Source organism: Amycolatopsis sp. NPDC051045, assembly GCF_040682955.1.
In the GTDB taxonomy this organism is placed as follows: domain Bacteria; phylum Actinomycetota; class Actinomycetes; order Mycobacteriales; family Pseudonocardiaceae; genus Amycolatopsis.
Genome location: NZ_JBFBCC010000003.1, coordinates 542,662 through 556,298 on the forward strand (window position 1 = coordinate 542,662; position 13,637 = coordinate 556,298).

Annotated in this window: 16 protein-coding genes; 8 read left to right on the forward strand and 8 right to left on the reverse strand. The window is 71.3% G+C overall.

Features of this window, described 5'->3' with window-relative positions:
* The first annotated feature begins 48 nt into the window (after positions 1-48).
* The gene (locus AB0M80_RS10400; protein WP_364561708.1) at positions 49-537 is read left to right on the forward strand and encodes a MarR family transcriptional regulator; all 489 of its coding nucleotides are present in this window, start codon (positions 49-51) and stop codon (positions 535-537) included.
* Here the strand turns inward: AB0M80_RS10400 and AB0M80_RS10405 are convergent.
* Entirely contained in the window at positions 534-1,097 is a 564-nt protein-coding gene (locus tag AB0M80_RS10405) for a TetR/AcrR family transcriptional regulator (protein WP_364561711.1), read from the reverse strand. The two genes, AB0M80_RS10400 and AB0M80_RS10405, sit on opposite strands and share 4 nt — an antisense overlap.
* 84 nt (positions 1,098-1,181) lie before the next feature.
* Here AB0M80_RS10405 and AB0M80_RS10410 point away from each other — a divergent pair, with 84 nt between their 5' ends.
* The 4 genes from AB0M80_RS10410 (at position 1,182) to AB0M80_RS10425 (ending at position 3,968) form a co-directional block, all read left to right on the forward strand.
* On the forward strand, positions 1,182-1,790 hold the full coding sequence (locus tag AB0M80_RS10410) for an NAD(P)-binding oxidoreductase (protein ID WP_364561714.1): 609 nt from the start codon (positions 1,182-1,184) through the stop codon (positions 1,788-1,790).
* A gap of 9 nt (positions 1,791-1,799) precedes the next feature.
* On the forward strand, positions 1,800-2,471 hold the full coding sequence (locus AB0M80_RS10415; protein WP_364561717.1) for an SGNH/GDSL hydrolase family protein: 672 nt from the start codon (positions 1,800-1,802) through the stop codon (positions 2,469-2,471).
* A gap of 415 nt (positions 2,472-2,886) precedes the next feature.
* Positions 2,887-3,492: a sigma-70 family RNA polymerase sigma factor gene (locus tag AB0M80_RS10420; protein ID WP_364561720.1), complete on the forward strand. Its 606-nt coding sequence runs from the start codon at positions 2,887-2,889 to the stop codon at positions 3,490-3,492.
* Positions 3,489-3,968: a carboxypeptidase regulatory-like domain-containing protein gene (locus AB0M80_RS10425; RefSeq protein WP_364561723.1), complete on the forward strand. Its 480-nt coding sequence runs from the start codon at positions 3,489-3,491 to the stop codon at positions 3,966-3,968. The genes AB0M80_RS10420 and AB0M80_RS10425 overlap by 4 nt, the downstream gene beginning before the upstream one ends.
* Here AB0M80_RS10425 and AB0M80_RS10430 read toward each other — a convergent pair.
* Positions 3,965-4,714, reverse strand: coding sequence for a polysaccharide deacetylase family protein (locus AB0M80_RS10430; protein WP_364562051.1), 750 nt, complete (start codon positions 4,712-4,714; stop codon positions 3,965-3,967). The two genes, AB0M80_RS10425 and AB0M80_RS10430, sit on opposite strands and share 4 nt — an antisense overlap.
* Before the next feature lie 126 nt (positions 4,715-4,840).
* A complete protein-coding gene (locus AB0M80_RS10435) occupies positions 4,841-5,290 on the reverse strand; it encodes an SRPBCC family protein (protein ID WP_364561726.1) in 450 nt (149 codons plus the stop codon).
* A 68-nt stretch (positions 5,291-5,358) separates the two neighbouring features.
* On the opposite strand from AB0M80_RS10435, the gene AB0M80_RS10440 reads away from it, so the two are divergent.
* Positions 5,359-7,326, forward strand: a complete 1,968-nt coding sequence (locus AB0M80_RS10440) for an FUSC family protein (protein WP_364561729.1) — start codon at positions 5,359-5,361, stop codon at positions 7,324-7,326.
* A 23-nt stretch (positions 7,327-7,349) separates the two neighbouring features.
* Positions 7,350-7,559: an antitoxin gene (locus tag AB0M80_RS10445; protein ID WP_364561732.1), complete on the forward strand. Its 210-nt coding sequence runs from the start codon at positions 7,350-7,352 to the stop codon at positions 7,557-7,559.
* A gap of 12 nt (positions 7,560-7,571) precedes the next feature.
* On the opposite strand, the gene AB0M80_RS10450 is transcribed toward AB0M80_RS10445, so the two are convergent.
* The 3 genes from AB0M80_RS10450 to AB0M80_RS10460 all read right to left on the reverse strand — a co-directional run bounded on the left by AB0M80_RS10450 (position 7,572) and on the right by AB0M80_RS10460 (position 11,192).
* Complete coding sequence (locus AB0M80_RS10450; protein WP_364561734.1) at positions 7,572-8,549, reverse strand: prephenate dehydrogenase; 978 nt, start codon at positions 8,547-8,549, stop codon at positions 7,572-7,574.
* 88 nt (positions 8,550-8,637) lie between these two features.
* The gene (locus tag AB0M80_RS10455; protein WP_364561737.1) at positions 8,638-10,650 is read right to left on the reverse strand and encodes an NADPH-dependent 2,4-dienoyl-CoA reductase; all 2,013 of its coding nucleotides are present in this window, start codon (positions 10,648-10,650) and stop codon (positions 8,638-8,640) included.
* Positions 10,647-11,192, reverse strand: coding sequence for a PadR family transcriptional regulator (locus tag AB0M80_RS10460; RefSeq protein WP_364561739.1), 546 nt, complete (start codon positions 11,190-11,192; stop codon positions 10,647-10,649). Before AB0M80_RS10460 ends, AB0M80_RS10455 begins: the two co-directional genes overlap by 4 nt.
* A gap of 123 nt (positions 11,193-11,315) precedes the next feature.
* Between AB0M80_RS10460 and AB0M80_RS10465 the strand changes: the two genes are divergently transcribed.
* The gene (locus tag AB0M80_RS10465; RefSeq protein WP_364561742.1) at positions 11,316-12,245 is read left to right on the forward strand and encodes a patatin family protein; all 930 of its coding nucleotides are present in this window, start codon (positions 11,316-11,318) and stop codon (positions 12,243-12,245) included.
* Here AB0M80_RS10465 and AB0M80_RS10470 read toward each other — a convergent pair.
* On the reverse strand, positions 12,242-13,084 hold the full coding sequence (locus AB0M80_RS10470) for an SAM-dependent methyltransferase (RefSeq protein ID WP_364562054.1): 843 nt from the start codon (positions 13,082-13,084) through the stop codon (positions 12,242-12,244). The genes AB0M80_RS10465 and AB0M80_RS10470 overlap by 4 nt on opposite strands.
* Positions 13,085-13,121: 37 nt before the next feature.
* Positions 13,122-13,571 carry a MarR family transcriptional regulator gene (locus tag AB0M80_RS10475; RefSeq protein ID WP_364561745.1) on the reverse strand — a complete coding sequence of 150 codons (450 nt, stop codon included), beginning with the start codon at positions 13,569-13,571 and terminating at the stop codon, positions 13,122-13,124.
* Between the last annotated feature and the right edge of the window lie 66 nt (positions 13,572-13,637).

Here is a 13,637-nt window from a genome sequence, read left to right on the forward strand (position 1 = left end):
ATGTCTAGATTTAGTGATCTTGGGGGACCGGTACGGGAGGATGGACCGATGACGACGCCTGACACCAAACGAGACGAGGACGCCGTCCGCCGTTACGTCGAGAGCCTCGGGCTCGTGCTGTCGCAGATCGGGATGCAGCGCATGTCCGCGCGGGTGTTCGCCGCGCTGATGACCACCGACGAGGGCCGGTTGACCGCCGCCGACCTGGCCGCCCAGCTGTCGGTCAGCCCGGCGGCCGTCTCCGGCGCCGTGCGTTACCTCGAGCAGATCGGGCTGGTCGCCAAGGAGCGCCAGCCCGGCGAGCGCCGCGACCACTACCGCCTCTACGACGACCTCTGGTACGCGACCTTCCTCAAGCGCGACCGCATGATCATCATGTGGCGCGACGCGGCCGAGAACGGCATCGAAGCCCTCGGTGCGGACTCGCCCGCGGGCCGGCGGCTCGCCGAGATGCGGGACTTCCTCTCCTTCATGATGAAGGAGCTCGACGGCATGTACGAGCGTTGGCACCAGCTCCGCGAGGAGAAGAACGCCTAAAGCCCGGCCAGCAGGACGTCGGCGAGCCGGTCGGCCCGGTCCGCCGGCTCGCGTTCTTCGAACGTGGCCAGGAAGGCCTGGTGGAAGCACGCGCCGAGCAGCATCGATGCGGCCGCCTCGACGTCGGTGCTCGCCTTGATCCGGCCCAGCGCCTGCTCGGCGCGCAGGTAGCCCGCGACGGCCGCCGGCAGCACGTGGGGGCCGTGCTCGCCCAGCCGTTCGCGGTGCGACCGCAGCAGTTCCCGTGAGGAGAAGACCGAGACCGCGATCGGGAACCCTTCGAGGTAGAAGGCGAGGCCGAGCCGGGCGACGCGGACCAGGTTGTCCCGCAGCGGCGCCCGCCCGGGGTCGGCGGTCAGCTCGGCCAGTGCGGCGCCGAGCGCGGGCAGCTCCTCGGCCATGACGCTGAGGAACAGGTCGGTCTTGTCGCGAAAGTGCTTGTAGAGCATCGCCTCCGAGTAACCCGCGGTCCGCGCGATGACCTTGGTCGTCGCGTGGGCGTAGCCCTGCTCGCGCATCACCTTCGCGGCCGCGGCGACGATCTCTTCGCGGCTTCCCATGGCGGCTCCCTGAGTGCGTTCTCAGTTGGGTTAGTGAACACTCACTCTACCTGGTGAGTGTTCACTAACCGAGAAGGAGACACCATGAAGATCACCGTGCTGGGGGCGACCGGCGGCGTCGGCGGCGAGGTCGTCAAGCAGGCATTGGACCGCGGCTGGGACGTCACGGCCGTGGTTCGCGACCCCGCCCGGCTGAAGCTGCCGGCCCACGTCGTGGTCGCCGGGCTGCAGGACCACGAGAAGCTTGCGGCCGCCGTCGAAGGCCGCGACGCGGTGATCTCGGCGGTCGGCTCCCGCGACCGCGGGCCGACCACGGTCTGCGTGGACGGCGCCCGGGCCGCGATCGAGGCCGGGGCGAAGCGCCTGCTCGTCGTCAGCGCCAGCGGCATGCACACCGAGGGGGACGGCTTCTTCACCCGCACGCTCGTCAAGCCGCTGCTCAACACCTTCCTGAAGCACGGCTGGGCGGACATGCTCGCGATGGAGGCCCTGGTCACGGCCACCGACCTGGACTGGACGATCGTCCGGCCGCCGATGCTGCTCAACGGCCCGCGCACGGGCAAGGTCGCGAGCCGGCTCGACGGGAACGTCCACACGTTCACCATCCGGCGGGCCGACGTCGCCGCCTTCCTGCTCGACGCCGTGGCGGAGCCCACGCTGATCAGGGCCAAGGTTTCGATCGCCCACGGCTAACTTCGAGGAATGGTGCTCCTCGCTCAGGCTGTCTACGTCAAGCGCACGACCCCGCGGCTGCCCGGCGCGGCCGGGCCGACCGAAGGGCACGTGCCGGGCCGGGGCGAGCCCTTCCGGCTGGCCGTGCTCGGCGAATCCACAGTGGACGGGGTCGGCGCGGCGGACCACGAGGAAGCGCTCACCGGCTGCCTCGCCCGCGAACTCGCGCGGGGCGGCCGGGCGGTGCGCTGGCAGGCGGTCGGCCGGACCGGCGCCAACGCGCGGCTCGTCCGCACCGAGCTCGTCCCGCTGGTCCGCCCGGCCGACTTGGTCGTGATCGCCCTCGGCGTCAACGACACCATCGAGCTCCGGACGGCCGCGGCCTACCGCCGTGACCTCCTGCACCTGGTGATCGACCTGCGCCGGCGGCTGGGCTCGGTCGACGTCCTGCTGGCCGGGGTGCCGCCGATGTCCCGCTTCCCGGCCCTGCCCAGGCCGCTGCGTGACGTCCTTTCGACCCGCTCCGCCGCGCTCGACCGGGCGGCCGCGACGCTCGGCCGCCTTCCCGGCGTCCGGCACCTCCCGATGGACCCCGCCCTGCTCGACCCCGCGGCCTTCGCGTCCGACCGCTTCCATCCGGGGCCAGCCGGTTACGCACGGTGGGCGCGGACGCTCGCCGACGCACTGCCCGTGATCAGTTAGCCGCTCTGCGTCGATCTTCAAAAAAAGTCACCGGTTCGGGTATCTGGCGGTCCCCTCACTGCGTCCTGTGGAGCAGCCGAGCACGGAGGAACACGACAGGGGGTGTCGGGTTCGGAGTGACGCGGTGGCCGGGAGCCGAGGGGGCTGCCGGACACCGTCGGCCGGGTGCCCTTCGGGGGAGGGGACATCCGGCGGGGCCCGTTGGGGAGCGGGCCCTTGAGGGAGGGGAGTACCGGCCGGCGCGGGTTCGCCCGCGTCGGCCGGTACCTCGCGGAATCGACATTGACCGGTAGTGCACGACCGACGAAGTAAGTGACTGATGTATTCCAGATTCACCTGCACGCTCCTTCCCCCCGAAGGACCCGCGATACTGCCATTGCCGACTCGAAGAACTTTCCGAAGAGGGGCAGATACGGTGACCGACGTGCAAACCACAGAGGTAGATCCGCCGTGGGAGGGCCTGACCGGCGCCGAACTGCACGCCGCGTGCATGCAGGCCGCCCGGGAGGGTGACCGCCGGGCGATGGCTCGCCTCGTCGAAGAGCTGACCCCGCTCGTCTGGCACGTCGCCCGGGCCAACGGGCTCGACCGCGCGGTCGCCGAAGACGTCGTCCAGACCGTCTGGCTGGCGCTGTTCAGCCAGCTCGGCAAGCTCCGCGACCCCAAGGCCCTCGCCGCATGGCTGATCACCACCACCCGCCGCGAGGCGACCCACCCGTTCGGCCGGCGGATGCAGCCGGTGCCGCTGAGCGACGAAGTCGCCGAAGCCATGCCGAGCACCCAACCGGCACCCGAAGACGAAGCCGTCCGCGCCGACCGCGACCGCCGGGTCTGGCGCGCCTTCGTCCGGCTGCCCCACCGCTGTCAGGAACTGCTCCGGCTGACCGTGCTCGCGGGTCGCGCGGAGTACCAGCTCGTCGCCGAGGCGTTGCGCATGCCGCGCGGCAGTGTCGGCCCGACCAGGGGTCGCTGCCTCGACCAGATGCGCGATCTCCTCGCCAGTGAAGGGGGAAGCCGATGAACGACCTCGGGGTACCGGGGGGCCAAGCCTCCTTCGGTGACGACGTGCTGCTGGCCGACATCGGCCGTTTCCTCGACGAACTGGACCCGCCACCGGGCGACCTGGTGCAGCGGGTCCAGTTCGCGCTCGCCCTCGAAGACCTCGACGTCGAGGTCGCGCGGTGGGAGCGGCTGGACAACCTCGCCGGCGTCCGCGGCGGTGGCACCGGCACGATCACGTTCACCGTCAGCGACCTGACGGTGATGATCAACCTGACCAAGATCGGCAAGCTGCACCGCATCGACGGCTGGCTGGTGCCGGCCGGGCAGTACGGCGTCGAGGTGCGGGTCGCCGAGCACGGCACGTCGTCGACCACGGCCGACGAGGGCGGCCGGTTCGTGCTCGACAACGTGCCGCGCGGGACGACGCAGATCCTCGTGCACCTCGGTGACGTGTCGTGCCGCCGGACCGTCGTGACGCCGACGGTCGTGCTTTAACCCAGGAAGTCGCCGAGAGGGACGGGAATCAGCCCGTCCCTCTTGGCCTGCTCGACGAACGCCGTGTAGTCCTCGGCGAAGGTCTTGCGGAAGTGCATCAGCACGATGTCACCCGGCTTGAGCTTGTCCCCGGACTGGAACTGGACGTGCCCGTCGTTGACCGCGGCCGTCCACAGCACGGCGGCGCGCATCCCGCAGGCGGCCGCGGCGCGCAGCGTGTTCTGGTCGTAGTTGCCGAACGGCGGCCGGAACAGGGACGGGCGCACGCCGAGCCCGCGCTGGAAGTCGTCGGCGTCGTCGCAGATCTCCTTGCGCTGGAACTCGTACGGCTTGCCCTTGAGGTTCGGGTGGTCGACGGTGTGGTCGCCGAGCGTGGCGCCGGTGGCGTCGAGGATCTGCTTGAAGTAGGCCTCGTGGCCCTGCACGTACTTCTGGTTCAGGAACAGCACCGGGTGGGTGGCGTTCTCCTGCATCAGCTTCAGCGCGCCTGCGTCCTTGACCGCGCCGTCGTCCATGGTGAGGAAGACGTACGGCTTGTCGGTGGTGATCCGGCGGACGAGCGGGACCTGGCCGTTCGCGATCGCGGGCGCCTTCTGCTGGACCGTGCCGAACGGGTAGGGCGCCGGCGTCCGGGTGCCCGGGCTCACGCCGCCCGGCGCCGGGTTCGGCTGGCTCGTGCCGAACGCCCGCTGGTCCGGCTCGTCCGCCGAACACGCCGTGAGCGCCAGTGCCGCTGCGGCCACCACGGCCACCAGTCGCTTCATCCCGCGTCCCCTCTCTCACCGGTGATTGCAAAGACCACCCGAAAGAGTGACGCCGACGGGACGGGGGAAGTTGCGCCGGACGATCTTCTGTGGTCTGGCGCACGCAGGTCAGCGCCCGGATTCGGCCGCCTTGACCAGCTTGGCCGAGAACAGCCGGATCACGCTCCGGAGCGTGGCGGCCAGCACCGGCCCGCTGCCCTTGACCGGCTCGGTGAACGAGCCGGTCCACCGCAGGTGCGTGCCGCCGTCGACGGTCGGCGTGAAGAGCACTTCGGCGCGGTAATCCTTGATCGGGTTGCCTTCGGTGAAGGTGTAGACGTGCTTGCGGCCGGGCTCGTACTCGAGGGTTTCCTCGCGGATCAGCACCGGCCACAGGCCGACCTCGCGGACGGCGCCGACGCCGTCCGGGTCCTCGGTGCCGCGCCGCGCCCAGCGGGCCTGGACGATGAGTGGCTTTCCCCACTCCGCCCAGCGCGGGCCGTGGGCTTCGCGCTCGAACAGCGCCTCCGGAGGGGCGCTGCTCGTGCGGTTGACCTCGAAGGAGTACTTGCGGCCCACCGGAACCTCCCGCGTTGTTGACAGGCTGATAATTAATCGTCTCCGGCAGCGTAGGTCAAGATGAGGGGGTGAGCACGCCGCGTCCCGACCTCGCCGCGCCGCACTGGCTGGTCCAGCTCCTGCGCAGCAAGCCGGTCCCGGTGCCGTGGAACATGGTCGCCCGCGCCGTCGTCGCGCTGGCCGTCCCGCTGGCGGTGGCGTACGCGGCGGGGGACATCGCCGTCGGCGCGCTCATCTCGACCGGCGCCCTGCCCGCCGTGCTGTCCGAATCGGCCGGGCCGTACCGCTACCGCGCCCGCCGGCTGGGCGGTGCGACGCTCGCTGCGACCGCCGGGTACTTCGCCGGCCTGCTGACCGGCGGCACCCCGGCGCTGTCGGTGCCCGCGGTGATCCTGATCGCCGCGGTGTCCGCGCTGATCAGCGCGGCCGGCAGCAACGCCTCCGTCGCCGGGCTGCAGATGCTGGTCTTCGGCGTGCTCGGCACCGGCCAGCACGCGACCGGCCTGCGCGTCGAGGTCCTGCTCGGCTTCTTCTGCCTCGGCGCCGCCTGGAGCCTCCTGGTCGCCCTCGTCACCTGGACCGTCCGGGCGACCAGCCCGGAGCGCACCGCCGTCGCGCACGTCTACGTCGAGCTCGCCGCGATGCTCTCGGCGACCGACGAAGCCGTCTCGCGGGTGGCCCGCCACCGGCTGACCACGGCGATGAACACCGCCTACGACCAGCTGCTCACCGCGCGCTCCTGGCTGTCCGGCCGGGACGCCGCCTACCGGCAGCTGCTCAACCTGCTTTCGGCCACGACCCCCGCGGTCGAGGCGTCGGTGGCGCTGGTCAACGCGGGCCGCCGCACGCCGCAGGCGGTCATCGACCACTTCGTCGCGCTCTCGGCGTCGGTGCTGGCCAGCCAGCCGCTGCCGGAACCGCCGACGGCGCCGGACGACGACGGCGATCCGCTGCTCGCCGCGCTCTTCGCGGGGCTCGTCCGGATCGGCAAGGGCGACGACCGCAAACGCCGCGAGCCGACGCCGTGGTACCGGCGCCTGCGGACGTGGGCCGGTTCGCTCGCGTCCGGCCCGCTGACCTGGATCGCCGCGCTGCGCCTGACGCTGTGCGTCGCGATCGCCGAGGTCGTCGGCCTGCTGGTGCCGTTCGAGCGGTCCTACTGGATCACCCTGACCGTCGGCATCGTGCTCAAGCCGGACTTCGGCTCGGTCTTCGGCCGCGCGGTGCTGCGCGGCATCGGCACGGTCGTCGGCGTCGGGATCGGTGCGGTGGTGCTCGTCGCGGGCGGCCGCGGCTGGATCCTGGTGGTGCTGATCGCGATCTTCGCCGGCGGCGTGGCGGTCGGGAAGGTGCGCAACTACGGCATCCTCAGCGCGTTCGTGACGCCACTGATCATCCTGCAGATGGACCTGGCGAACAGCGGGAGCTGGAACGTCGTCGTGGCGCGGCTGGTCGACACCGCGCTCGGCTGTGTGATCGTGCTCGTCTTCGGTTACCTGCTGTGGCCGGGCAGCCGGCGCCCGCAGGTGGGCGGCCGGCTCGCCGACGGGTTGGACGCCGTCGCGAAGTACGTCTCGTGCGCGCTGGTCGAAGCGTCGTCGGGGGAGGCGCGGCTGGCGCGGTCGCGGGCCCGGCGCGGCGCCTACCGGGCCCTGGCCGACCTGCGGACGGCGTTCCAGCAGGTCGTCGTCGAGCCGTCCGCGAACGGCCGCCAGGCGGTGGCGTGGTGGCCGGTGATCGCCGCGCAGGAGCGCGTCGCGGACGCCGTCACCGAGGTCGGCGTGACGATCGGGCGGGGCGCGCCGCCACCGGCCCCGGCCGACATCGAGCTGCTCACGGCCGCGTTGGCGGAACTCGCGTCGGCCGTCCGGGAACAGCGGCAGCCGCGGTCGGTGCCGCTGCCCGACGCCCCGCAGCTGGCCGGTGTGGTCGACCAGCTGGCGTCGGCGTTCGACGCCGTGCGCGGCCCCGACCTGGCGGAACGCGCGCCTCTGTGGCTCGTCCGGCGGTTCCTGCCCTACCACCGGCGCACCTGAGGACCGTGCGGTTCAATGCACCCATGGGAATCGACTTCGAAGCGTTGAAGGGCAAGGCCGAAGAGGCCCTGCGCGAGCACAACGACAAGATCGAGGAAGGCCTGGACAAGGCGGCCGGCTTCGCGAAGTCGAAGTTCGGCGGGCACGACGAGCAGATCGACAGCGGCGTCGAAAAGGCGAAGGACTTCCTCAACAAGTTCGACGACACGCCGGACAACCCCCCGGCGCGCTAGCCGTCCGAGTTGCTACTGGACTTCGCCGGTGGCGATGCCGTCGGAAAGGCCGGTGATCCGGCCGCCGCGCTCGCCGAGCGCGATCAAGCCCTGTCGCGCGTCCGGTGCGGTCAGGCTGATCCGGACACCGGCCCGCTCGACGTCCAGGCCGGCGGCCAGCGCTTGCGCGCCTTCGAACCCCGCGTTGATCGTGGCCGCGAGCCCGCCGGTCGACGCCAGCGAACCGCGGGCGGCACCCAGCCGGCCGAGTGCCTCGTCGACGATCGGCAGCAGCGCGTCCCGGTTGCCTTCGGTCATCGCCCGGACGAGCTGCGGGTTCGAACCCGCGACCCGCGTGCCGTCGCGGTACGACCCGGCGGCCAGCGACATCGCCAGCGGGCCGCCTTCGGCGCCGATCGTGGCCAGGATGGCCGCGAACAGGTGCGGCAGGTGCGAAATCCGGGCGACGGCTTCGTCGTGCGACTCCGCGGGCAGCGGGACCACGTGCGCCCCGACGTCCAGCACGAGCTTCGCCACCTCGGCCCAGGCGTCGAGATCGGTGTCGTCCTCGACGGCGACCACCCACGCGGCGCCCTGGAACAGCGAGGCGTCGCCGGCCAGCCAGCCGGATTTCGACGTCCCGGCCATCGGGTGCCCGCCGACGTACCGCGTGTACGGCACACGACGGCGAACCGCGTCCAAGACCGGCGCTTTCACGCTGGTCACGTCGGTGAGCAGGCAGTGCGACGCGTGCTGGGCGACCAGCCTCAGCAGGTCCTCGACGGCCGGCAGCGGCACGGCGAGCACGACCATCGCGTCCTCGTCCGCGGCCCGGTGCAGGGCCGCTTCGACGTTGGTCGTGACGTCGTAGCCCGCTCTGCTCGCCGCGTCGGCGTCCACTTCGGAAACCGCGGCACCCCACGCCGTGCGGCCGTTCGCGGCCGCCGCGCGCAGCAGTGACCCGCCGATCAGCCCGAGCCCGATCACGCATACGTCTCGCACGGGGTTCATCCTGCCAGTAACAACCGGGGCTCCGCCCCAAGCCGGGGGCTCCGCCACCCGGACCCCCCGAAAAAAGGTGTGCCGGACGCATCTGTGGCTACAGCGCGGCGGCGAGCCGCGTGCCCTGGTCGATGGCGCGTTTCGCGTCGAGTTCCGCGGCGACGTCGGCGCCGCCGATCAGGTGCACCGGCGGCCCCGCCGCCCGCAGGTCGTCGGCGAGGTCCCGGACGGGTTCCTGGCCGGCGCAGACGACGACGGTGTCGACGTCCAGGAGCCGAGGCACGCCGTCGACGGTGATGTGCAGGCCGGCGTCGTCGATCCGCTCGTAGGTGACGCCGGGGAGCTGCTCGACGCGCTTGGCCTTCAGCGCGGCGCGGTGCACCCAGCCCGAGGTCTTGCCGAGCCCGGAGCCGATGCCGGACTTCTTGCGCTGCAACAGGAAAACCTGCCGCGGCGACGGCGCGGGCTTCGGCTCGGCGAGCCCGCCCGCCGCCTGTTCCGGGTCGGTGACACCCCATTCGGCCATCCACGCGCCGAGGTCGAGCGCCGGGGACCCGGTGTGCGTGAGGAACTCGCTGACGTCGACGCCGATGCCGCCGGCTCCGATGACCGCGACCCGCTCGCCGACCGGCTTGCCGTGCTTCACGACGTCGACGTAGGACAGCACCTTCGGGTGGTCGATCCCGGGCAGAGACGGCACGCGCGGCGCGACGCCGGTGGCCAGCACGACCTCGTCGAAGCCGGTCAGGTCCGTTGCCCGCACACGGGTTCCGAGGTGCAGCTTCACCCCGGTGACTTCCAGACGCCGCTGGTAGTAGCGGATGGTCTCGGCGAACTCTTCCTTGCCGGGGATCTTCCGCGCGATGCCGAACTGGCCGCCGATCTCGTCGTCGGCTTCGAACAGCTCGACGCGGTGCCCGCGTTCGGCCAGCGCCGTCGCCGCCGCCAGCCCCGCGGGCCCGGCCCCGACGACAGCGACGTGCTTCGACCTGCGCGTCGGCGCGAGCGTCAAGGTCGTCTCGTGGCCGGCGCGCGGGTTGACCATGCAGGACACGAGTTTCCGCTTGAAGGCGTGGTCCAGGCAGGCCTGGTTGCAGGCGATGCAGGTGTTGATCTCGTCCTCGCGGCCGCTCTCGGCCTTGCGGATCCACTCGGGATCGGCGAGGAACGGCCGGGCCATCGACACCAGATCCGCGTTTCCGCTGCTCAACGCCTCCTCGGCGACCTGCGGCATGTTGATCCGGTTCGACGTCACCACCGGGATCCCGACGTGCGGCTTGAGCTTCCCGGTCACCCAGGTGAACGCGGCGCGCGGCACCGACGTCACGATCGTCGGCACGCGGGCTTCGTGCCAGCCGATGCCGGTGTTGATGATCGTGGCGCCGGCGGCTTCGACCTCCTGGGCGAGCGCGACGACGTCCTCCCAGCGCTGGCCGCCGGGGACGAGGTCCAGCAGCGAAAGCCGGTAGATGATGATGAAGTCGTCGCCGGTCTTTTCCCGCGTTCGCTTCACGATTTCGACGGCGAACCGGCGCCGCTTCTCCGGCGTGCCGCCCCAGGCGTCGGTGCGCTTGTTGGTGCGCTCGGCCAGGAACTGGTTGATCAGGTAGCCCTCGGAGCCCATGATCTCGACGCCGTCGTAGCCCGCTTCGCGCGCGAGAGCGGCACACTCGGCGAAGGCGCGGATCTGCTGACGGACGCCGTAACCGGTCAGCGCGCGCGGCCGGAACGGGTTGATCGGCGCCTTGATGCTCGACGCGGACACGCTCAGCGGGTGGTAGGCGTACCGCCCGGCGTGCAGGACCTGCAGCGCGATCTTGCCGCCGGCCTCGTGGACCGGTGCGGTGAGCTGCCGGTGCTCCTTCGCTTCGGCGGACGTCGTCAGCTTGGAGGCGAGCGGCAGCAGCCAGCCGGTGCGGTTCGGGGCGAACCCGCCGGTGACGATGAGCCCGACGCCGCCACGGGCGCGTTCGGCGTAGTACTCGGCGAGCTCGGGGAAGTGCGAAGCCTTGTCTTCGAGACCGGTGTGCATCGAGCCCATCAGGACGCGGTTGCGCAACGTCGTGAAGCCGAGGTCGAGCGGGGCGAGCAGGTGCGGGTACGGGCTCATCGGGCGTCCTTGGGGTGGTGGAGGGCGGCGAGTACTTCGTCGAACCACTCGACCTGACCCTCTTCGACGCGGATGCCGCCGCGCAGGACCAGGTACTGGTGCAGCTGCCGGCCGTGCAGTGCCGCCGGCGCGGGGAAGTCGCGCTTCTCGATCTGGCGGTAGACGTCGAGGCGTTCAGCGTGGGCCGACCGGTGCCGGACGATCTCCTCGGCGACCTTCGAAGGGTCGCCGAAGGTGGCGCCGCGGATCTTCACGGCCAGCTCGACCGGCCCGGCGCCCGGGTCGGGCTCGGCCAGCCAGCGGACCAGCTCGGCGTGGCCGCCTTCGCTGACGGTGTAGACCTTCTTGTCCGGCCGTCCCGACTGCGCGACGACGTCGACGGCCACCCAGCCGGCCTCTTCCATCCGCTTCAGCACGCGGTAGATCTGCTGGTGGGTGGCGCTCCAGAAGAGCCCGATCGACTTCTCGAAGCGGCGCGTGAGCTCGTAGCCCGAACCGGCGCGCTCGGACAGCGAGACGAGGATCGCGTGCTCCAGGGCCATGGGCCACAGCATGCATATGCAACTAGGTGCAGTGCAACGAGGCGCGCATCACTCCACCCCTCAGTGGGATGCGTCCTTCACAAAACGGGTCGACTAATCGAGCGGAAAGACCAGGATGGAGGCGTGCACCCGGTACTCGAACTGATCTCCGAACGGATGGCGGCGGGCAGCGTCCCGGGAGAACGCACCGACGGCCGGCGCCTCGCGCTCGCCGTCGAGGGCGGCAGCAGCCGCGGCACCTACTCCAGCGGCATGGTCCTGGCGCTGGACGAACTCGGCGTGACGCCGGCGTTCGACGCCGTCTACGGCTCGTCGGCCGGAGCGCTGAACGGCGCCTGGCTGCTCTGCGGCCGGTCGTCGACCGGCGTCCGCACCTGGTGGAACCCGGTCGTCATGCGCCGGATCATCAACCCGCTGCACACCCTGCGCGGCCGCGCGGTGATCGACCTCGAATACCTCGTCCACCAGGTCTACTCGGTGCTCGAGCCGATGGACTTCCCGGCGATCCTGGCCAACCCGGTCACCTTCCACCCGCTGGCCACGGACGCCGACACCGGCGAGTCCACCGACCTGCACCCGTTCCTGGCCGACGTCGACGCGGTCAAGGTCGCGCTCGCCGCGTCGTCGTGCATGCCGGTGCTGGCGGGGCCGCCGATCCCCATGGCGGGCCGCCGGTTCGTCGACGCCGGCGTGGCCGAGCCGATCCCGTACCGGACCGCGTTGGCTCAGGGCGCGACCGACGTCCTCGTGCTGCGCACCCGCCGCGCCGACGAGCTGCCGGTGCGGCCGCCGCGGGTGCACGACGTCGTCGTGCCGCGGTTCCTGCGCCGCCAGGCGCCGGGCGCGATCCCGGCCTGGCAGGACACCTACCGGCGGGACGTCGAGGACGAGGACGTCCTGGCGGCCGACCCGCGCATCCTGAGCATCCGCCCGCCGGTCGGCGCGCCGGACGTGGTGGTGCTGGAGCGTGACCCCGAGGTGCTGCGCCAGGCCGTCGACCTGGGCAAAGGGGCGGTCCTCGACGTGTTGGAAGGCTTGCGCGAAGCGTCTTAAGGCTTGCGCGCGACGCCGCCGATCACCCGCGACTCGGACGGCGAACCGGCGAACACGGTGTGCTCGTCCGGGTGCCACGCCGGGGCGTAGACGAGGCCCGGTTCCAGCATCGGCCAGCCGCCGAAGAAGCGTTCGAACTCGGCCATCGGCCGCAGGAAACCCGGATTCGTCGTGGTCTCGTAGTATTCGAGCAGATCGAGCAGCGCCTGCCGCTCGTCCTCGTTCGCCGGGTTCTCGTTGGTCATCTGCGACAGCACCAGCAGCGAGCCGGGGGCCAGCCGCTCGCGGTAGAAGGCGAGCAGCGCGTCGGGGTTCTCCTCGTCCTTGACGAAGTGCATCACCGCGTTGATCACCAGGGCGACCGGCTCGCGCACGTCGATGATGTCCGAGGCCTTCACGCGCTCCCAGAGATCGTCCGGCTGCAGGAAGTCCGCGGCGATGGCGTGGTGGCGCTCCGGGTCGGCGGTGTCGGCGAGCAGCAGCGTCGAGTGGGCGAGCGCGATGGGCTCGTTGTCGATGTAGAGCACCCGCGTGTCCAGCCGCGGACTAGTGTCATCTGCGACCTCGTGCACGTTGCCCGCGGTCGGCAGGCCGGAGCCGATGTCGACGAACTGCCGCAGCCCGGCGCGCACGCACTCGCGGACCGCGCGGCCGAGGAACTGCCGGCTCGTCAGGCAGTAGTCACCCATGAGCGGCAGCCGGGCCCGCACCTTCTCGGCGAAGTCGCGATCGATCGCGTAGTGGGTGTTCCCGCCGATGAAGTAGTCGTAGATCCGGGCCGCCGACGGCCGGTCGAGGCTGCCGGCGACGGCCTTCAGCGCGTCGTCGTGGTTGATCATGATCATCCCCTTCGCGGCCATGCTGCCACGGGAACGATCACGCCGGCGACAACGCCTCCCGATAGGCGTTCACCGACTCCGTCAACCGGTCCAGTTCGGCGCGCATCCGGGCCACGCCGGCTTCGTCCAGGCTCATCGCCGCGCCGATCACGTCGGGGATGCCTTGCGCCTTCTCGCGCAGCGCCTTCCCGGTCTCGCTCAGGCTGACGCGGACCGAGCGCTCGTCGTCGGCCTGCCGGTTGCGGACCACCAGGCCCGCGGTCTGCAGCCGCTTGAGCAGCGGTGAGAGCGTGCCCGAGTCGAGGTTCAGCTCGGCGCCGAGCTCCTTGACCAGGCGATGGTCCTTGTCCCAGAGCGCCAGCATGACCAGGTACTGGGGGTAGGTCAGATCGAGGTCGTCCAGGACGACCCGGTACAGGGACGTCACCGCGCGCGACGCCGCGTACAGCCCGAAGCAGAGCTGGTCCTCCAGCCGCAGCGATGCCATGGCGACTCCTCTCTCGTGACTCTTCATGGTCCTCGACATCGTGCTGGACGGCAACTTAAGTGCCCT